Raw genomic sequence first — 17,574 nt, forward strand, 5'->3', positions numbered from 1 at the left:
CATCATGCCGCGAATTCTGTTGCTCGCTTCGTTGCTGCTGGTCTCGTCCGCCGCTGTGGCGGATGAGGATGCAATCAAGCTGAAAGCCGGTCCCGGTCACGACCAGGTGCTGCAAAACTGCGCTGTCTGTCACAGCCTCGACTATGTGCGCATGAACGCAACCTTCATGACGCCGCAAGTCTGGGACGCCGAAGTGCAGAAGATGATCAAAGCCTATGGCGCGCCGATCGAAGCCGGCGACGCCAAAATCATCACCGACTATCTGGCAACGCAGTACGGGGTTCCGGCACCGGCGCCTGCACCGGCGAAAGCTGGAAATTGACGCGACGCGCACGCGGGCGGCGCTGCGCGACTTCGAACGAGGTCAGCAGCACGCTCGCGAGCGCCAGCGGCAGCACGTAATAGACGACGCGAAACGCGACCAGCGCGCCGATCGGATCGACGCCCGGCAACAGCCACACGACGATCGATTCCAACACGCCCCACCCGCCCGGCACGGTCGATAGAGTCGCGGTTAAATCGGCTGCGACATAGGCGGTCGCGATCGAGCCCCATGCCACACCGCGCGGCAACAGCGACTGCAACGCGCCGACGATCGCCACCACGCTGGCGATACCGATTGCGATCTGCAGCAAGGCCAGATGCAACGGCGGGACAAAGATTGTCTTGCGCCAGATCGTGACGCTGCGCTTTCCGAAGATCGACAACGCCAAATACGCAGCCGGCAACGCCAGACCCGCGAGCGCCAAATCGTGTCCCCGCATCGGCGCAAGTTCGGTCAAAGCCGCAAAGCCCGCGACGCTGACCAGACCGAGCAGAAAGGTCAGGCCGGCAAACAAAACCAGAAATCCCGCTTCGATCACCGACAGACCCCAAGCGCCGTAAAAGCGAAAACGGATCGCGCCGGCCGACAGACCACCGAGACCGACATTGTGGCCAATCGCGACGGAACAAAATGCAGCCAGCGCGACACGGCGCACCGGCATGCGCCGGCCAAGACACTGCAAGCCGACAAGGTCCGATGCCGCCATGCATAGATAGGCAAGCACGACGAAGCCGACGCCCTGCGCCATCCGCTCGGCCGGAATTGCAGCGACGGCGCGCACGATGCCGGCAAAGCCCCATTGCCGCACCAGCCGCGCAATCAGCAGACAGGCGACGGTCACGCCCAGAATCGTGATGATCGTCATCGCCCGCGACCGCTTCCGGTGCGCGGCGCGCAGACGTACAGTCGCGGCCGGTATTTCTTTCATCGCTCTCGAAGAACAAGCCGCAGCCCAGAACGTTCAAACCAGGGTGCAAATGCTGTCCCCGCCTCGTCCGCTGAACGCCCAGGGTCTGCCACGTCGAGTCGGCGTGGAACTCGAATTCGGCGAACTCGACCCGCTGCCGGCAGCCCAGCTCATCGCCGATCGTTTTGGCGGACAGCAGGTGGAACTCGGGGCCCACCGATTTGCGGTCCGTGACTCGCGCCTCGGCAACTTTACGATCGAACTCGATATTTCATCGGCGCACGCCGAACAGCGCGCCAATGCCGACATGCTCGACGAGCTGATTGACGAGATGCGCGTCGCCTGGGGCCATGTCGGCAAATTATGGATGCCGCACGAAATCGCAGCACCGCCAGTTGCGTTCGATGCGCTGCCCGAGATCGACGCGCTGATCGCCGACCTGCGCAACGCTGGCGCGGTCGGCACCGAGGGCGGGTTGCTCTATGCGTTCGGGCTGCATTTCAATCCCGAAGTCGCATCGTTCGAGATCGCGCATCTTCTGTCGGTGTTGCGCGCCTATCTGTTGGCGGCGCCATGGCTGCGCGAACAAGGCGACATCGACACGGTGCGCCGCCTGTCGCCGTTCATCGATCCGTTTCCCGACGACTATATCGCCTATGTCATCGACGCGACCTACACGCCGGGTCTGGAACGGTTCGTCGCCGACTATCTGACTTGGAACCCGACGCGAAACCGCGAATTGGATCTGTTTCCGCTCTTCGCGCATGTCGCACCCGCTTTGTTCGCAAGCCGCATCGACGACAAACAGACCAAGCCGCGCCCGACCTGGCATTGGCGCCTGCCGAATTCGCGCGTCGGCGTGCCTGGCTGGTCGATCCTGCCCGACTGGTCGCGCTGGGTCGTGGTCGAACGTCTGGCCGAGGACGCAGCACGCATCGAAGCGCTGGCGCAGCTGTGGCGCAAAGCCCGCGCACGCGACGATTTCGACTCCTATCTGCAAGCGAGCCGGGCGTGGATCGAACCTCTAGGCCACTGATCGGCGTCACTGCGTCGGTGCGCGGCGGACGCTGGATGGGTCTCGCCAACAAATTCGCCTTGTGGCGTGCTGGCGCGCGCTCGGTGCGGATCGATGCGGCGCATGAATTTCCCATCGATGACCTCGACGGGTTGGTGATTGGCGGCGGTGACGATATCGATGCGCAGCTCTACGGCGGCGAAGTCGCCCCGACGGTGCGGATCGACGAAGAACGTGACGCGATGGAGCAGCGCATTCTGGGCCACGCGGCGCGCCGCGACTTGCCGGTGCTGGGCATTTGCCGCGGCAGCCAGATGATCAACGTGCATCGCGGCGGCTCGCTCTATACCGACATCTACGAAGTGTTCGTCAAAGCGCCGCGCCTGCGCACGGTGCTGCCGCGCAAGTCGGTCGAAATCACCGAAGGCTCGCGCCTGGCGTCGCTGCTGGGCCGGAGCAGCGTGCGCGTGAACGCACTGCATCACCAATCAGTCGACAAGCTCGGCAAAGGTGTGCGCGTCGCCGCGCTCGACCGCTGGGGTATCGTGCAGGCGATCGAAGTACCGCAATGCCGGTTTCTGATCGGCGTGCAGTGGCATCCGGAATTTCTGGTCTTCGACGGGCGCGAACAGAATCTGTTTCGCGCGCTGGTCGATGCAGCGCGGCACCGCGCGGTCGGCGAACCGCAATGCGAACCGGTGGCAATATGAGCGTGGAGATCAGCGTCACCCAAGATTTTACAGCCGCGCCCGAGCGCGTCTACGATTCCTGGCTCGATGCGAAACGGCTTGGCGACTGGATGTTTCGGCAGACGATGCAAGACGAGCCGCTGCACATCAAAATCGACGCGCGCGTCGGCGGCGCCTTCTCGTTCCTGGTCCGCCGCAACGGCCAGGAGATCGATCATGTCGGCGAATATCTGCAGCTCAGCCGACCGGGTCGCATCGTCTTCACCTGGGGCATTGCCGGCATGGGCGCGTCATCGCGCGTCGTGCTGGACATCCACCCGCATGGCGACGGCACGCGCCTGACCTTGGTCGCGGATATTCCCGACCAATGGGCCGACTACGCCGACCGCACGCGCGCGGGCTGGAGCAAGATCCTCGCGGCCCAGGCAGACGCGATCAGCTAGCGTTCCGTCGCCGCTGCCACTCCGGCGCGAGTTGCACCAGCAGGATTGCGGCAAAGATCAACGTGCACCCGACCGCACCAATCGCGCTGACCCGTTCGCCCAACAGCAGAATGCCGAACAGCGACGCCAACGGCGCTTCAGCCGACAGAATGATTGCAGCGTCGGCGTTGGGCGTGTGGCGCTGGCCGACGGCCTGCAGCGCAAACGCTAGCCCGCCCGATAGAACGCCTGCATAGAGCAGCTCGATCGCAGCGCCGCGCACCGCAGCGACGCTGATCGGTTCGAACAGTGCGGCAACCAGCAGCCCCAGCGCAGCAGTGACAGCGAATTGCTGCACGCTGAGCAGCAACGGCCGTCCGGTCGCGCGACTGCCGCGTCCCAGTAGCAAAATCTGCATGCCCCAAAAGATCGCGCCGATCGTAATCAGCGCGTCACCCCAATTGAGCTGGCCCAAGCCGCCGCCCAACAACCACGTACCTGCAAGCGCCAAGGCAGCGCCCGGCCAGATCACGCGATGCGGCATTTCGCGAAACAGCAGAAAGCCCAAGACTGGCGTCGTCAGCACATACAGGCTGGTGAGAAAGCCACCATTGGTGACGGTCGTATGCAGCAGACCAATCTGCTGCACCAGCGCACCAAGAAACAGAAACACGCCGATCGCAGCGCCATAGCGCCAGCTGCGCGCGTCGCCCGCACCACCCTCACCTTCGCGCAGCGCGAATGGTGCAACGACGATCGCAGCAAGCGCGAAGCGGATGGCGATGAACCACAACGGGCCGATCGAGGCCATTGCAGTCGTCTGCGCGACGAAGGCTGCGCCCCAGATGGTTGCGGCAAGCAACAGAAGAAGATTGGCGACCAGGCGGGACACGAGGCTGCAGATAGCAAGAAGCGGCTGCAGCGGCCACCCCGCCGGCCCCAATTCACGCGGCGTGGGTCACTCGGTGTGGATCGGCGTTCCCTGGTGATACAGCATCTGCCAACCGTCATAGCGCCGTTCCCAGATCGACGTGCGCAGCGCATGCCGGTCGGGCTCGCCGGCGCGGTGCCAGCGCGTGCGGTAGAAGACCTGCACCAGGCCCGGCGCCAGAGTCCGGTGTTCGAAGTCGCTCAATGTGCGCTGCGCCGCCGGCTCGACCGGCAGCGTGTCGAGAATGAAATCGCGGCTGTGGCGCACGCCCGAGGCACCGATCTCTACGAATTCTGGTGCCAGCAAGGTGGTCAGCTCGTGATGCGATGCGCGTACCGGTTGGGTCAGCAGCCGCTCTTCCAGCGTCCGTAGCTCCCGGCCTGTTTCTTCATTGTCGGTCATTCTCGCCTCCGTGCAGCGTTTCTGCTGTGCGGCGCCGCCCGTCTGGCGCGCCTTCCCCATTCTACGACCCTCACGCCGAAATACGAGCACCGCGCTGACCCGCATTCGCCACGATTACGCCCCAGCTTCGAAACATACCCGGCCGACAAGCTGGCCAGATCAACGAGGAGAACCCTGATGCGTATGTGGAAAGCAGCTCTTGCTCTTGCCCTGATCGCACTGCCACTCGGCGTTTCGACTGCCGCGCAGGCGCAGCAGTGGGCCCCAAACGCAAACATGCCTTACTTTGATACACGCGGGTGGGTCGAGCAGTTCAATCGTCGCCTGAATTTCATCTCGGCGCGCGTCGATGAAGCAATCGCCGAACGGCGGGTCAACTGGCGCGAAGCACGTGGCCTGCGCGCGCAGCGCGATCATCTGCGCGACGTCGAACGCGAAGCGCTCGCCGACCGCTACATCACGCGCCCGGAACGCGAACGCCTGGAAAGCGAACTCGGCCTGCTGGCACGCCGCCTGCGCATCGATGTGCGCTCGAACAACTGGTAAGCACAAATAAGAACGGCGGGGCTTCGGCCCCGCCGTTTTTCTTCGCGTGCGCTATTTCTTCAGCAGCGCGCGTGACGATTGCGCGGTCGGCGGGATCGGTTGCGGCGGTGCTTGTTGTGCACGCTGTCCGGGCGGCGCCGATGCAGCGGGATCTTCGTCGGTGAAGCTGAACAGCTCGATCTTGAAGATCAGCGTCGCGCCGGGCGGGATCTTGCCGTTTGCAGCGCCGGTTTCGCCGTACGCCATCACGGCCGGAATATAGAGTTCCCAAATGTCGCCCGGCCGCATCAGCGGCACGATCGTCTGCCATCCGGTAATCAGACGACGCAGCGGAAAGTCGACGGGCGCGCCGCGCGCATACGACGAGTCGAACACTTCGCCGCTGATCAGGCGGCCTTCGTAATGCGCCTTGATCATGCTGCCGCGTTTGGGATGCGCGCCATCGGCCGGTCCCGATTTCAGCACCTTGTACTGAATGCCGGGAAAGGTGACGACGCCGGGCGCCCGCGCATTCGCGACCAGGAAGGCTTCATCGGTGGTGGCACCACTCGCTGATGCGGCGGGCTTCGAATCCGAGGCGCAGGCCGACAACGTCAGCACGCAGGCCGCAGCAGCGAGAAAAGTCCGGGTCATGGGTCCGTCTTCTGCAAATTTCGTTCGATGAAAGCTGGCACGCCGGCGGGCCCGGCGGCAACGAAGCGTCGCAACGCGTCCGGATTGCGGGATTGTTCGCGGCTCAACCAAAGCGCAATCGGGATCGCACCCCATTTTTGCTCGAACGGTCCGCGCGACAGGCCTTGGGTCAGCTCGGCTTCTTCTTCGACGCGCGCTGTGCGCAGGCGCTGCATCCGATCGGCAAGAACGGGCCCGTTGCGCGTCAGGGCGGCCTGCGCGATGTCGGGCAACACGCCATCTTTGGCGCGCCACTGCGCCGTCAGCGAGTAGTAGTTGCCGAGCCCTTCATTGAACAAGACATAGACCGCACGCGCGTAGGGCGTGTTGCGCGCATAGGGATGTTTCGCGCTCCAACGCGCGACCAGCAGATGCGTGTATTCGTGCGACAGGATTCGTCGGACGCGGTCGGCATTGGCCGCCGTCCCTGCTTCGCCGTAATTCTTGCGCCAATCAGCAAGGTCGAAACAGATCGTGTCGGTGCCCGACGTAAACCCGTCGTCACCGCCTGCATTGCCGAGCAGCACGACGAGATGCTTTGGCGGCGCAACACCGGCGAACGGTGCGTCGAGTTCGGGGATCTTGCTGCGCCATTCGTCGATCTGCGCGCGCACGAAATTGTACCAGGCGATCTCGTCGGGCTGCAGCGGATGCAACTGCTTGGTCAGCGCCTTGAACGCGGCCGGTTCGTGCCGGTCGCGAATTGCCTTCTTCCAGGCTGGCGTCATCAAACCGCCCGGCGTGGTGCCGCGCTCGATCTTGACCTCAGCCGCAGTCGCGACCGACGAGATCGTCAGCAGAAAAAAGAGAAGCAGATTTCGCAAATGAGTCCCCGGCTACAATCAAGTCCCGCCGGTCGTGATCGTCAGATCGGGCCGGGCAAACACGCCGGTGCCGTTCAGCACGCGCAACAACCGGGTGCGTTGCGCGTCGGGCAACGCCGCGAGTTCTTCGCCAAGCGCAATCTTGTAGCGGCAATGCGCGTCGTCGCGTCCGCGACGCGTGGTGAACGACGCAACGTCGGCTTCGCTGACTTTGGCTTTGGCCCGCGCGCGGGCAAGCACTTCGGTCTTCAACCCCGCGACGGTTTCGATCACAACGCGCTGCGACGCGGGCAACGGTTCGGCGGTCAAGGCCGCAAGCGCGATCTCGCGCTCGCGCGCCTGCTGCGCCGGCGACAGGCTGGTATCTTCAACCGGAAAGCGCATCAACCGCGCATGGCAAAGCTGCGGCGCGGTTGCCTGCTGCGCGCGCATGATTTCCAGCGAATGCTGCATCAGCCGGTCGAGCTGCGCCGCATCGGCACCGGTCATTGCAAGGCTTGCCGCATGTCCCCATTCCGGACGCGTGGCTGCTTCCAGGTCAGCCGCCGATGCGCCCGCAAGCCCATAAGTTGCCGCGACGCTCGCTGCCGTCAGCCAGATGGCATTGGAGCGTTTGCTGGTGCGCATCGCTTCGAGCAATTGCGACGAAGCGAAATCGCGTTCGAGCTGGGCTTGCGGCGGCTGCGCCAACGCGACACCCAACGGCGCAACGGCAGGGCCGGTCACGACATGCGCCGCGGTCAATTCTTCGATCGTCGGCGTCCACAGGCTGCTGGTCGGAACCGCCAGACCGCGATCGGCGAAAGCCCCATCGATGCCCGCGCGCACCAGCTTGGTGCGGAAGACCTCATCGAGTTTCGATACGCGCAACAGCACCTGCGAACCCGGCAGGCCGCCGGGACGGTGGAAGCCAAATACTGCTTTGCTGCTCAACCGGTCTTTGCCGTTGGCGAACAACAAGGTGCAGGCGGAGGCACAACGGCCTTGCACGATCGCGGTCGTAACGCCGCGCGCCGCGACCACGTCGGCCATCTGAAAGGCTTCGTTGATCCGGCCACCCGGACTGTCGAGCAGCAGCAGCTTCGCGTTCGGCGAACGCTGCATGACGGCGGCAAATCGTTGCGCATCGCCGCTGCCGATCGGGCCGCGCAGCGAGACGACACGACCGCCGCGCAACGTTTCGATCGAAGCACTGCCAAGCGGATCGATGCCGGCCAGCAACGGCGCGATCTGGTCGATCATCACCCCGACAAACAGGACCGCCAGCACCAACGCCGATGCGACCAGCGCCATATGCAGGCGCACCAGGCCGCGCCAGACCCGCCGACTGGCATGCGCAGCCGCGCGCCACACGCCGACGATCTGCCAGATGCCAATCAGTGCGCCGACGAGGACCGCACCAAGTGCGAACCACATATTGTAGGAGGTCGTGTGGCTCTCGAGATCGCCGCCGGCGACGTACAGCGCCACGTTGATCGCGACGCCAACGAGCCAGAAGCCGACCCAATAGGATTGGGCCAACGGCAACTCGCCGCGCCAATGGCGCCCAAGCCAACCGAAGCGCTTCCGCGGTTGGTTGCCGGCCGCAGACGTCACAGAATCGACTGTAGAATGCATGGCGCGATTGTGCCCGTTTGCCGCGCATGCGCAACGGCACGGGAATCGCGATCAGGTCAGCGCGCTGCCACCGCGACACCGGCACCGATCATCGCCGTCCCTGCACTGCGATTCAGCACGCGCAAGCGGGCCGGCTTGGTGAAGCTCAACCGCGCACGCGCGGCGAAGCCGGCATACGCGAGCAGCACGCCACCCACGACCGCCACATCGACGACCGTCAACACGGCGACGTCGCGCAGCACGAGCTGGTCGATTGCGACCACGCTGGGCAAGACGCCGAGATAGAAGGCAATCGTCTTGGGATTGCCGAGTGTCAGCGCCAGGCCAGCCAGCGCATCGCGCGCGATGCCGCGCCGCGTTGCCGCCGGCACGTCGACGCTGATCGCAACCACCGGCGCACGCCACAATTTCACGCCGAGATAGATGAGATAGGCCGCGCCCGCGAACTTCACGATCAGGAACAGCTCGCCCATCGCCTGCGCCACCAAGGTCAAGCCGAAGATCGCAAAACAGAAGAAAATCAAATCGCCGATGACGATTCCCGCCGTCGTCGCAGCACCGGCGACGAAGCCTCGGCCGATCGACGCGGCAATGATCGCGACGACGCCGGGTCCGGGTGATGCAGCCGCCAGGGTCAAGGTCAGGGCGAAGGCAAGCACGGTGGTCAGCGTCATCGGGCAACTCCAGCAGGCAGAACGAACTGCGGAGCCTGCGTGAAACCACGAGCCGCAACTACCGGAATCCGCACAAGGCTGGGCTGCAAACGGACCGGCCGGAAGGCGCCTGATTCATCATTGTTACTATAGTTTGCGTTCATTGCGCGTTTTCTGGACGCGCAAGGAAAACGCTCGATTTTCGTCTTGTGATTCTCTTGCGGCCGTGGGAAGAGCGCCCCGCACGTAAAGCCGAGGAGATCCGGACATGAGTTCGACCGCGCTCGACCATAAGCTTGCAAGCGAGCGGCGCTCTGCGCCGGTGCACGAAAAACTATCCGGCCTGATCTTTATCGCCGTACTGGTGCTTGGCCTTGCCTATGTCGGCGCCAATCTCGCCGGCGATCTCGAACAGGCCCCGACCCAATCGATCTTTCCGTTCGTCCTGCTTGGCGTAGCGCTGCTCTGCGCGCTGGGCTTTGAGTTCGTGAACGGCTTTCACGACACCGCCAACGCGGTCGCGACCGTGATCTACACGCATTCGCTGCCGGCCAATCTCGCCGTCGTGTGGTCGGGCATTTTCAATTTCCTCGGCGTGCTGACGTCGAGCGGCGCGGTCGCGTTCGGCATCGTGTCGCTGCTGCCGGTCGAGCTGGTGCTGCAAGTCGGCAGCGAAGCCGGATTCGCGATGGTGTTCGCGCTGCTGATCGCCGCGATCTTGTGGAATCTCGGCACCTGGTATTTCGGCCTGCCCTCGTCCTCGTCGCACACGCTGATCGGTTCGATCATCGGCGTCGGCTTGATGAACCAGTTGATGAACACGTCCGGGTCCGCCACCAGCGGCGTGGACTGGTCGCAGGCTGCCGGCATCGGCCGCGCTTTGTTGATCTCGCCGCTGGTCGGCTTCTGCGCCGCTGCGTTGTTGTTGCTGTCGATGAAGGCGCTGGTGCGCATGCCGGCGCTGTATCAGGAACCCAAAGGCAACAAGCCGCCGCCCTTGCCGGTGCGCGCGCTGCTGGTGCTGACCTGCACCGGCGTCAGCTTTTTTCACGGATCGAATGACGGGCAAAAAGGCATGGGCCTGATCATGCTGATCCTGATCGGCACGGTCCCGACCGCCTTCGCGCTCAACCGCGCCGTTGCCGAACCGCAGGTCGCGGAATTCGTCACCAGCGCGCATGTCGCGTCCGACGCGCTGCGCAAAATCGCGGGCTCCGCCACGGTCGCGCAGGCGCCGCGCGACGAAGTCGGCCGCTATGTGCGCGAACGCGAATGGCACGCCGAAACCGCACCGGCGCTGGCTGGTCTCACCAACGAGATCGCAAGCCAGGTGCAGCAATATGGTTCGCTGGATCGCGTGCCGCGCGAGCTGGTGCGCAACGTGCGCAACGACATGTACCTGGCCAGCGAAGCCATTCGCCTGTCGGGGAAGAATACGCCCGAAAGCTTCACCGGCGACACGACCAAGGCGCTGGGCGGTTTCAAGAGCAAGCTCGACGGCGCCACGCGCTTCATTCCCGACTGGGTCAAAGTCGCCGTCGCGATTGCGCTGGGGCTTGGCACGATGGTGGGCTGGAAGCGCATCGTCGTCACAGTCGGCGAAAAGATCGGCAAGTCGCATCTGACCTACGCGCAAGGCGCGTCGGCCGAGATCGTCGCGATGGGAACGATCGCGCTCGCCGACATGTACGGCCTGCCGGTCAGCACGACGCATGTTCTGTCCTCGGGCGTTGCCGGCACCATGGCGGCGAACCGGTCGGGCCTGCAGCTTTCGACCATCCGCAACATTGCGATGGCGTGGGTGCTGACTCTGCCGGCTTCGATCATGCTGTCGGGCTCGCTCTACTTCCTGTTCCGCTCGATCTTCTAAACGATGGACACACGCGCCACGGCGAGCACGAGCAACGCGGGAGCGATCTCATGCGACGCCGAGGCGGTGTGGATCTACCGGTTCGACGAACATGGGCGCGGCAGCGCCGGCGACCTGTCGCTACGCGACATCGACCTGACGCCGACGACCGGTTGGTTGTGGCTGCATCTCGACCTCGCCGACATTCGCGTGCAGCGCTGGTTGAACAACGCGCCGACCGGCAAACAGGTCGCCACCTTCCTGCTCGGCAGCGACACACATCAACAACTGCGCGTGGCGCAGGGCTATGTGTTCGGCGCTCTGACCGATCGCGCGCACGAACTGTCGGGCACGTTGGACGAGTTCGGTCAGTTGCGCTTCGTCGCCACCGAACAAATTCTGATCAGCGGCCGGCGCAACGCGTTGCAAGGCGTCGACGCGGCAAGGCGCCAGGTCGATCGCGGCGGCACCTTCCCTGCGATCGCCTCGCTGCTCGAAGCGATCGTCGAACAAATCGCCGAAGCGGGCGAACGGATCCACGAAGAATGCAGCGCCGAACTGGATGAAATCGAAGATCTGGTCTTGAGCGACGAAGAAGGCGACGAGCGCCGCCGCGTTGCGCTATTGCGCCGACGGTGCGTGCGGCTGCACCGGCAATTGACGGGGCTGCGCGCGTTGTTTCACCGGCTGGAACGCGAGACGACGATTGCGCTTCCCGCCAGCCTGCGCGTCGAAGCGGCGCGGCTGGCACAACGTCTCGACGGGCTGGATCAGGCGATCGTGTCGATCCTCGAACGCGCCCGCTCGTTGCAGGACGAGATCGCAGCCAAACAGGCAGAGCTGACCAACAAGCATCTGCACACGCTGTCGGTGCTGACGATCATCTTTCTGCCGCCAAGTCTGGTTGCCGGCATCTTCGGCATGAACACCAAAGGTCTGCCGCTGACCGAAGATGACAGCGGCTTCTGGTGGTCGTTGCTGATCTGCTTCCTGCCCCTGGTGCCGATCTTGTGGGGCTTGCGCCGGATGTTGCGGCGCTAACGGCGCGCAGCGACCAACAGCAATTCAACCGCGCCCGACGACGCCGACACGGCGACCGGCCGTTTGCCGTCGGTCTGGAACAGCACTTTGCCGTCGACCAACAAGCGCGCACGCAGCGCGTAGAGACGATGCGGTGCCAGCGCGTTCTCGGCTGGCGTCAGCGTAAACGCGATCGGCATCTGGCCCGTCACCGGCACGCGCGTCGTAGCGACGACGCGGCCGTTCTTTGCGGCTTCGACCAGTTCGACTTCGGCGATCGCACCGGGCGGCAGCGCGATGCGTTCGCGATAAGCCAAGGTGCCGTGCACCGACGGTGCTTCGGGCGGTTCGGCTTTGACGCCGGCGCGCGGCAGACGGCCATAGCCGCCAACATCCGCACCAGCCAGAAAGCGCGAGACGACTTGTTGCGGATCTTGTTGCGCGCAGCCCGTCAGCGTCGCGGCTAGCGCGAACGCAAACGTGGCTGCGCGCAGCAAGCTCATTTCGTTTTGAGATACGCCAGAATGCTGGCGCGTTCGGTCGGGTTGGGAACGCTGATCGCCATGCTGGTACCAGGCACCAGCTTGGACGGCGCTTCGAGATATTTCCCGAGCGTCGCCTCGTCCCAGGTCAGGCCGGCATTGGTCAGCGCCTTGGAATATTTGAACGCGGCGTCGTTGCTGCCGGCTTTGGCACCGACGACATGCGCCAGGCTGGGGCCCGGCTTCTTCGCCGCGTCGAACACGTGGCAAGTCGAACAGCGCGTCTGGAACAGCTTCTCGCCGGCGGCCGCGTCCTGGGCCGCGGCAAGCGACGGAACCGCAAGAACCGACAGCGCAACCAGCGCCAATTGCTTCAACATAGGTCTCTCCATCAGGCAGAAGCTATTGCTGCTTTAAGCTTCTCTTGCGTCAACGGCAATTCGCGCACGCGCTTGCCGGTGGCGGCGAAAATGGCGTTGGCGACTGCGGGCCCGATCGGGGGCACGCCGGGTTCGCCGACACCGGTCGGGGCCGCGGTCGACGGCACGATAAACACCTCGACCTTCGGCATTTCGTCCATGCGCAACGGCACATAGTCGTGGAAGTTCGATTGCTCGACTTCGCCGTCCTTCAACGTGATCTCGCCGTGCAACAAGGCGCCCAGACCAAAGCCCACGCCGCCTTCCATCTGCGCCTTGATCACATCGGGATTGACCGCGACGCCGCAATCGACCGCGACGACGACACGATCAACTTTGATCGAGCCGTCGGGCTTCACCGACACTTCGGCGACTTGCGCGACATAGGTGCTGAACGATTCCGCCGCCGCGATACCACGGCCGCGCAGCACGCCCGCCGGTCCCGCCGCCAACGGCTTCGACCAGCCGGCCTTGTCGGCGGCCAGTTCCAGCACCGTTTTCAACCGTGTGTGCTTGGTGTCGGTCATCAACGACCGGCGCAGTTCGAACGGATCTTTGCCCGCGGCTTTGGCGACGTCGTCGAGGAAGGTTTCGACCGCGAACGCCGTGTGCGTGTGCCCGACAGAGCGCCACCACAAAACCGGCACGCCGGCTTTTGCGTTGTGCGTATCGACCAGAATATTCGCCACGTCGTACGGCATATCGGCCGAACCTTCGACTGACGTCATGTCGACGCCGTCTTTCACCATCATCGACTCGAATGGCGTGCCGACGAGGATCGATTGACCGACCAGACGATTGGTCCAAGCAGTCAGGTTGCCCTGCGCGTCGATGCCCGCTTCCATCTTGTGCACGAAGAGCGGGCGATAGAGACCGCCGCGAATATCGTCTTCGCGCGTCCACACGACTTTGACCGGCGCTTTCTGCTTCATCGCTTTGGCCACCGCGACCGCTTCGACGATGAAGTCGGATTGCGTGTTGGCGCGACGCCCGAAACTGCCGCCGGCATAGAGCGTGTTGATCTTGATCTGCTCGGGTTTGAACCCAAGCAGCTTCGCCACGTTGCCTTGGTCGATCGTTTGGAACTGATCGCCGGCCCAGATCTCGCACGAATCCGGTCCTAGCTTGACCACAGTGTCGAGCGGTTCCATCGGCGCGTGCGCCAGGTACGGGAATACATACGTCGCTTCCACGCGCTTGGCTGCACTGGCAAGAGCCTGCGCCGCGTCGCCTTTCTTCGCCGCAACTGCGCCTGGCTGCTGCGCGAGTTTTTTATAATCGGCGACGATCGTCGTCGTGCTGCGAGTCTCCGCGTTGGCAAAATCCCAGGTAACGTTCAGCGCGTCGCGACCCTGCTTGGCCGCCCACGTGTCTTTTGCGACGACCGCAACGCCGCTCGGAATCTGCACGATTTCGAGCACGCCTTTGATCTTCTTCGCTGCAGCTGCATCGACACTTTTCACCGTGCCGCCGAATTTCGGCGAACGCGCCACCAGCGCCGTCACCATGCCGGGCAGATAGACGTCGAGCGTGAATTGCGCCGTTCCGTCGGTCTTGGCGTTGCTGTCGAGACGCGGCGCGGACTTGCCGATCAGCGTATAGGTCGCGGGATCTTTGAGCTTCACGCCGGCTGGGACCGGCAGCGCCGCTGCCGCAGACACGAACTGCGCATAGGGCGCGGTGCGGTTCGACGCGGCGTGGCGCAGCGTGCTTTTCGAGGTTTCGATTTCGCCGGCTGGCACTTTCCACGCCGCCGCGGCAGCCTGGATCAACATGGCGCGCGCGGTCGCACCGGCCGTGCGCAACTCGTCCCAGCTATTGGCGATCGAGCTGGAACCGCCCGTACCCTGCATGCCGAACAGATGATTGGAATAGAGCTTGGCATCGGCCGGCGCGCCTTCGCAGCGCACTTTGCTCCAATCGGCATCCAGCTCTTCGGCAACGATGGTGGCAATGCCGGTGTAGCTGCCCTGCCCCATTTCGAGATGCTTCGACAGCACCGTTACGGTGCCGTCGGGCGCAACGCGCAGGAATGCGTTGGGCGCGAAATTCTTTGCGTTGGTCGCCGCAGCCGCCGCACGCGCGCCGTGCGGCGTCAGGTTGAACGCGATGACCAGACTCGCAGCAGCCGATCCGGCCAGAAAGCCGCGACGGCCGACAGTGTCGTTGGTGAGTTTCATGGTGTGACCCGCCCTTACAGCGATTGCGCCGCGTCGTGAATCGCGGCGCGGATACGTTGATAGGTGGCGCAACGACAGACATTGCCCGTCATCGCGGCGTCGATGTCGTCGTCGGTCGGCTTCTTGTTGCTTTCCAGCAGCGCGGTCGCGGCCATGATCTGGCCCGACTGGCAATAGCCGCATTGCACGACGTCGAGCTTGCGCCACGAGGCGCGCACCGCTTCGGCCGCTTTGCTGTGTGCGCCTTCGATCGTGGTGATCTTCTGTCCCGCAACCGCCGACACCGGCGTCACGCAGCTGCGCGTCGGCTGGCCGTCAACATGCACGGTACAGGCACCGCATTGCGCCATGCCGCAACCGAACTTGGTGCCGGTCATTTTCAGCCCGTCGCGCAATGCCCACAGCAGCGGCGTTTCGGGATCGATGTCGAGTTGCTTCTTCGCCCCGTTGATATCGAGCGTGACCATGGATCTGTCCTTCAAGCTTGGACGGGGCCGTGCGATTCAGGCCCCGGACGAGACAAAGATGCCGCGCGGCTTTCGGAAATGCTCGCGGTTTTTTTGTTGTGGCCGCGCTTGACCGATCGCGTGTTTGCACCAGTAGCGCGCTGGTGTTGGAGCGCACTCCGGGTAACGATCACGACCGTCCGACGAACGATGCACAAAGAATAACGAGGGAGCCTTCGGTATGAGCGACTCAGAAAACAAAGCGACCGGCCCAAGCCGGCGCGTTCTTTTGGCGACCGCTATCGCGACGGCAGCGAACGCTCCCCTCGCCGCTGCCTTTGGCGCCGAGCCCAAGAAGGCACCGCCTGCGGCAAAAGCAGCGGCCGCGCCGACACCGAACAAGTCGGGCATCACCGACGCCGATCTCAAAGGTGCGGCGAAGCTGGCGCAGGTCGAGTATTCCGACGCCGAACGTGCGCAACTGCTGAGCACGTTCGACGACACGCTGGAGCGCGCGCGCCGTCTGCGCACGCTGAACCCGCCCAACGATCTGGCGCCGGCAGTGATCTTCGATCCGCGCCTGCCGAACCGCACCTATCGCACCCAGCGCAACAATGTGCGCCTGCCGGATGCGTCCGTGCCCGACCTGCCCGCCGACGAGGAGTCGATCGCCTTCGCCAGCGCACGTACCCAGGCGGCGTGGCTGCAGCGCGGCGCCATCACCAGCGCCAAGCTGACCGAGCTGTATCTGGCGCGCATCGCGAAATTCGCGCCGTCGCTCGACTGTTTCGTCACCGTCACCGCCGACGTCGCGCGCGAACAAGCCGCCAATGCCGACCGCGAACGCAAAGCGGGCAAGGTGCGCGGACCGTTGCACGGCCTGCCCTATGTGCTGAAAGACCTCGCCGACAGCGCCAACATCCGCACGACCTGGGGCAGCACGCCGTACAAAGACCGGGTCGCAACCCAGGACGCGACCATCACGATCAAGCTGCGCGAAGCAGGCGCCGTTCTGCTGGGCAAGACGACTTTGGGCGAATTCGCCAGCGGCGAAATCTGGTACGGCGGCATCACGCGCAATCCGTGGAACCGCAAAGAAGGATCGAGCGGTTCGTCGGCGGGCAGTGCGGCTGCGGTCGCCGCCGGTCTTGCGTCGTTCGGCATCGGCACCGAAACGATGGGCTCGATCGTCAGCCCGTCGCATCGCTGCGGCACGACCGGGCTGCGCCCCACCTTCGGCCGCGTGTCGCGTGCAGGCTGCATGGCTTTGTGCTGGTCGCTCGACAAGATTGGCGCGCTGGCGCGCAGCGTCGACGACACGGCGCTGGTTCTGTCGGTGCTGAACGGCCGCGACGACGCCGACGCGTCGAGCATCGGCTGGGGACTTGATATCGATGCGACGCGCGATCTGCGCGACATGAAGATCGGCTTTGTGCCGGCGCTGTTCGAGAAAGACGCAACCGACGTCGATCGCGCCGCGCTTGAGGCCGCCAAGAAACTCGGCGCCAAGATGGTCGAGGTGACCCTGCCCGACCAGCCGTGGGACTTGCTGCGCATGCAGTTGGAAGTCGAAGCCGCGGCTGCGTTCGAGCGCATCACGCTCGACCATATCGATCGCACCTTGCGGCAGCAGGGCGACAATGCCTGGGGCAATACCTGGCGCCGCGCGCGTTTCGCCAGCGCGGTCGATTATGTGCAGAGCCAGCGCTTTCGCCGGCGCGCGATGGAGCTGATGGACGGCGTGTTCAGCGACGTCGATGCGATGATCGGGCCCAACTTCGCAGGCTCGATGCTGGTCGTGACCAACTTCACCGGCCATCCCTGTCTGGCAATGCGTGCGGGCTTCCGCGATCTGGCGACACGGCCGACGCCGCTCGACCCGCCCAACAACGATCCTGCTGCACCCAAATTCCGCGTGCCGCATGCGATCAGCCTGTGGGCGCCTTTGTTCGAAGAAACCGCGCTGATCACGGTCGGACGCGCGCTGGAACAGGCCCTTGGCGTGGCCCAGGAACGGCCAAATCTCAGCTAAACCGGGCGCTGGCAGGCTCGGGCGGCCTGTTATAATGTCTCACGCCTCATGCCTAGCTGGATCACCTCGTCGGCGCCGCAACGCGCGCTTGCCGTTCTGCTTGTTCTTGTGCCGCTGGCGCTCGCTGTCTGGTGGGCGCTGTC

General features: G+C 64.4%; 19 protein-coding genes. 8 read left to right on the forward strand and 11 right to left on the reverse strand.

Going from position 1 to position 17,574, the window contains the following annotated elements; genetic code table 11:
• Positions 1–4: 4 nt before the first annotated feature.
• Complete coding sequence (locus TMPK1_RS06265; protein WP_420242098.1) at positions 5–322, forward strand: hypothetical protein; 318 nt, start codon at positions 5–7, stop codon at positions 320–322.
• Here the strand turns inward: TMPK1_RS06265 and TMPK1_RS06270 are convergent.
• Positions 252–1,190, reverse strand: coding sequence for a lysylphosphatidylglycerol synthase transmembrane domain-containing protein (locus tag TMPK1_RS06270; RefSeq protein ID WP_420242099.1), 939 nt, complete (start codon positions 1,188–1,190; stop codon positions 252–254). The two genes, TMPK1_RS06265 and TMPK1_RS06270, sit on opposite strands and share 71 nt — an antisense overlap.
• Before the next feature lie 112 nt (positions 1,191–1,302).
• Here TMPK1_RS06270 and TMPK1_RS06275 point away from each other — a divergent pair, with 112 nt between their 5' ends.
• Genes TMPK1_RS06275 through TMPK1_RS06285 form a run of 3 tightly spaced genes read left to right on the forward strand, consistent with a single transcriptional unit; the run spans position 1,303 to position 3,379 of the window.
• Positions 1,303–2,268, forward strand: a complete 966-nt coding sequence (locus TMPK1_RS06275; RefSeq protein WP_420242100.1) for an amidoligase family protein — start codon at positions 1,303–1,305, stop codon at positions 2,266–2,268.
• A complete protein-coding gene (locus TMPK1_RS06280) occupies positions 2,244–2,957 on the forward strand; it encodes a gamma-glutamyl-gamma-aminobutyrate hydrolase family protein (RefSeq protein WP_420242101.1) in 714 nt (237 codons plus the stop codon). Before TMPK1_RS06275 ends, TMPK1_RS06280 begins: the two co-directional genes overlap by 25 nt.
• Positions 2,954–3,379, forward strand: a complete 426-nt coding sequence (locus TMPK1_RS06285; protein ID WP_420242102.1) for an SRPBCC family protein — start codon at positions 2,954–2,956, stop codon at positions 3,377–3,379. The genes TMPK1_RS06280 and TMPK1_RS06285 overlap by 4 nt, the downstream gene beginning before the upstream one ends.
• Here the strand turns inward: TMPK1_RS06285 and TMPK1_RS06290 are convergent.
• Both TMPK1_RS06290 and TMPK1_RS06295 read right to left on the reverse strand, forming a co-directional pair.
• Positions 3,372–4,250: a DMT family transporter gene (locus TMPK1_RS06290; protein ID WP_420242103.1), complete on the reverse strand. Its 879-nt coding sequence runs from the start codon at positions 4,248–4,250 to the stop codon at positions 3,372–3,374. The two genes, TMPK1_RS06285 and TMPK1_RS06290, sit on opposite strands and share 8 nt — an antisense overlap.
• Before the next feature lie 66 nt (positions 4,251–4,316).
• Positions 4,317–4,691, reverse strand: a complete 375-nt coding sequence (locus TMPK1_RS06295; protein WP_420242104.1) for a nuclear transport factor 2 family protein — start codon at positions 4,689–4,691, stop codon at positions 4,317–4,319.
• A 177-nt stretch (positions 4,692–4,868) separates the two neighbouring features.
• Between TMPK1_RS06295 and TMPK1_RS06300 the strand changes: the two genes are divergently transcribed.
• Positions 4,869–5,237: a hypothetical protein gene (locus TMPK1_RS06300; protein WP_420242105.1), complete on the forward strand. Its 369-nt coding sequence runs from the start codon at positions 4,869–4,871 to the stop codon at positions 5,235–5,237.
• A 51-nt stretch (positions 5,238–5,288) separates the two neighbouring features.
• Here the strand turns inward: TMPK1_RS06300 and TMPK1_RS06305 are convergent, their stop codons facing one another.
• The 4 genes from TMPK1_RS06305 to TMPK1_RS06320 form a co-directional block, all read right to left on the reverse strand.
• On the reverse strand, positions 5,289–5,870 hold the full coding sequence (locus TMPK1_RS06305; RefSeq protein ID WP_420242106.1) for an FKBP-type peptidyl-prolyl cis-trans isomerase: 582 nt from the start codon (positions 5,868–5,870) through the stop codon (positions 5,289–5,291).
• The gene (locus TMPK1_RS06310; protein WP_420242107.1) at positions 5,867–6,733 is read right to left on the reverse strand and encodes a hypothetical protein; all 867 of its coding nucleotides are present in this window, start codon (positions 6,731–6,733) and stop codon (positions 5,867–5,869) included. The genes TMPK1_RS06305 and TMPK1_RS06310 overlap by 4 nt, the downstream gene beginning before the upstream one ends.
• A gap of 18 nt (positions 6,734–6,751) precedes the next feature.
• Entirely contained in the window at positions 6,752–8,329 is a 1,578-nt protein-coding gene (locus TMPK1_RS06315) for a COG3904 family protein (protein WP_420242108.1), read from the reverse strand.
• Between the two features lie 77 nt (positions 8,330–8,406).
• Positions 8,407–9,024: a LysE family translocator gene (locus TMPK1_RS06320; protein WP_420242109.1), complete on the reverse strand. Its 618-nt coding sequence runs from the start codon at positions 9,022–9,024 to the stop codon at positions 8,407–8,409.
• Between the two features lie 247 nt (positions 9,025–9,271).
• On the opposite strand from TMPK1_RS06320, the gene TMPK1_RS06325 reads away from it, so the two are divergent.
• A complete protein-coding gene (locus TMPK1_RS06325) occupies positions 9,272–10,873 on the forward strand; it encodes an inorganic phosphate transporter (RefSeq protein ID WP_420242110.1) in 1,602 nt (533 codons plus the stop codon).
• Between the two features lie 3 nt (positions 10,874–10,876).
• Positions 10,877–11,893 carry a CorA family divalent cation transporter gene (locus tag TMPK1_RS06330; protein ID WP_420242111.1) on the forward strand — a complete coding sequence of 339 codons (1,017 nt, stop codon included), beginning with the start codon at positions 10,877–10,879 and terminating at the stop codon, positions 11,891–11,893.
• Here the strand turns inward: TMPK1_RS06330 and TMPK1_RS06335 are convergent.
• From TMPK1_RS06335 to TMPK1_RS06350, 4 genes are read right to left on the reverse strand one after another with little or no spacing between them, the layout of a single operon-like run.
• Positions 11,890–12,375, reverse strand: a complete 486-nt coding sequence (locus TMPK1_RS06335; RefSeq protein ID WP_420242112.1) for a YbaY family lipoprotein — start codon at positions 12,373–12,375, stop codon at positions 11,890–11,892. The genes TMPK1_RS06330 and TMPK1_RS06335 overlap by 4 nt on opposite strands.
• Positions 12,372–12,734 carry a c-type cytochrome gene (locus tag TMPK1_RS06340; protein WP_420242113.1) on the reverse strand — a complete coding sequence of 121 codons (363 nt, stop codon included), beginning with the start codon at positions 12,732–12,734 and terminating at the stop codon, positions 12,372–12,374. Before TMPK1_RS06340 ends, TMPK1_RS06335 begins: the two co-directional genes overlap by 4 nt.
• A gap of 11 nt (positions 12,735–12,745) precedes the next feature.
• On the reverse strand, positions 12,746–14,953 hold the full coding sequence (locus TMPK1_RS06345) for a xanthine dehydrogenase family protein molybdopterin-binding subunit (protein ID WP_420242114.1): 2,208 nt from the start codon (positions 14,951–14,953) through the stop codon (positions 12,746–12,748).
• A gap of 14 nt (positions 14,954–14,967) precedes the next feature.
• Positions 14,968–15,420, reverse strand: a complete 453-nt coding sequence (locus tag TMPK1_RS06350) for a (2Fe-2S)-binding protein (protein WP_420242115.1) — start codon at positions 15,418–15,420, stop codon at positions 14,968–14,970.
• A 220-nt stretch (positions 15,421–15,640) separates the two neighbouring features.
• Here TMPK1_RS06350 and TMPK1_RS06355 point away from each other — a divergent pair, with 220 nt between their 5' ends.
• Positions 15,641–17,431: an amidase gene (locus tag TMPK1_RS06355; RefSeq protein ID WP_420242116.1), complete on the forward strand. Its 1,791-nt coding sequence runs from the start codon at positions 15,641–15,643 to the stop codon at positions 17,429–17,431.
• The last annotated feature ends 143 nt before the right edge of the window (positions 17,432–17,574 follow it).

The organism is Roseiterribacter gracilis (genome assembly GCA_018332375.1).
Taxonomy (GTDB): domain Bacteria; phylum Pseudomonadota; class Alphaproteobacteria; order BOG-932; family Roseiterribacteraceae; genus Roseiterribacter; species Roseiterribacter gracilis.

Bases quoted from the DNA above. Each gene is read 5' to 3' on its own strand.
- TMPK1_RS06355 (WP_420242116.1), top strand. From the start codon at position 15,641: ATGAGCGACTCAGAAAACAAAGCGACCGGCCCAAGCCGGCGCGTTCTT.
- TMPK1_RS06325 (WP_420242110.1), top strand. From the start codon at position 9,272: ATGAGTTCGACCGCGCTCGACCATAAGCTTGCAAGCGAGCGGCGCTCT.
- TMPK1_RS06275 (WP_420242100.1), top strand. From the start codon at position 1,303: ATGCTGTCCCCGCCTCGTCCGCTGAACGCCCAGGGTCTGCCACGTCGA.
- TMPK1_RS06330 (WP_420242111.1), top strand. From the start codon at position 10,877: ATGGACACACGCGCCACGGCGAGCACGAGCAACGCGGGAGCGATCTCA.
- TMPK1_RS06300 (WP_420242105.1), top strand. From the start codon at position 4,869: ATGCGTATGTGGAAAGCAGCTCTTGCTCTTGCCCTGATCGCACTGCCA.
- TMPK1_RS06285 (WP_420242102.1), top strand. From the start codon at position 2,954: ATGAGCGTGGAGATCAGCGTCACCCAAGATTTTACAGCCGCGCCCGAG.
- TMPK1_RS06335 (WP_420242112.1), bottom strand. From the start codon at position 12,375: ATGAGCTTGCTGCGCGCAGCCACGTTTGCGTTCGCGCTAGCCGCGACG.
- TMPK1_RS06345 (WP_420242114.1), bottom strand. From the start codon at position 14,953: ATGAAACTCACCAACGACACTGTCGGCCGTCGCGGCTTTCTGGCCGGA.
- TMPK1_RS06305 (WP_420242106.1), bottom strand. From the start codon at position 5,870: ATGACCCGGACTTTTCTCGCTGCTGCGGCCTGCGTGCTGACGTTGTCG.
- TMPK1_RS06320 (WP_420242109.1), bottom strand. From the start codon at position 9,024: ATGACGCTGACCACCGTGCTTGCCTTCGCCCTGACCTTGACCCTGGCG.
- TMPK1_RS06340 (WP_420242113.1), bottom strand. From the start codon at position 12,734: ATGTTGAAGCAATTGGCGCTGGTTGCGCTGTCGGTTCTTGCGGTTCCG.
- TMPK1_RS06270 (WP_420242099.1), bottom strand. From the start codon at position 1,190: ATGACGATCATCACGATTCTGGGCGTGACCGTCGCCTGTCTGCTGATT.
- TMPK1_RS06265 (WP_420242098.1), top strand. From the start codon at position 5: ATGCCGCGAATTCTGTTGCTCGCTTCGTTGCTGCTGGTCTCGTCCGCC.
- TMPK1_RS06295 (WP_420242104.1), bottom strand. From the start codon at position 4,691: ATGACCGACAATGAAGAAACAGGCCGGGAGCTACGGACGCTGGAAGAG.
- TMPK1_RS06350 (WP_420242115.1), bottom strand. From the start codon at position 15,420: ATGGTCACGCTCGATATCAACGGGGCGAAGAAGCAACTCGACATCGAT.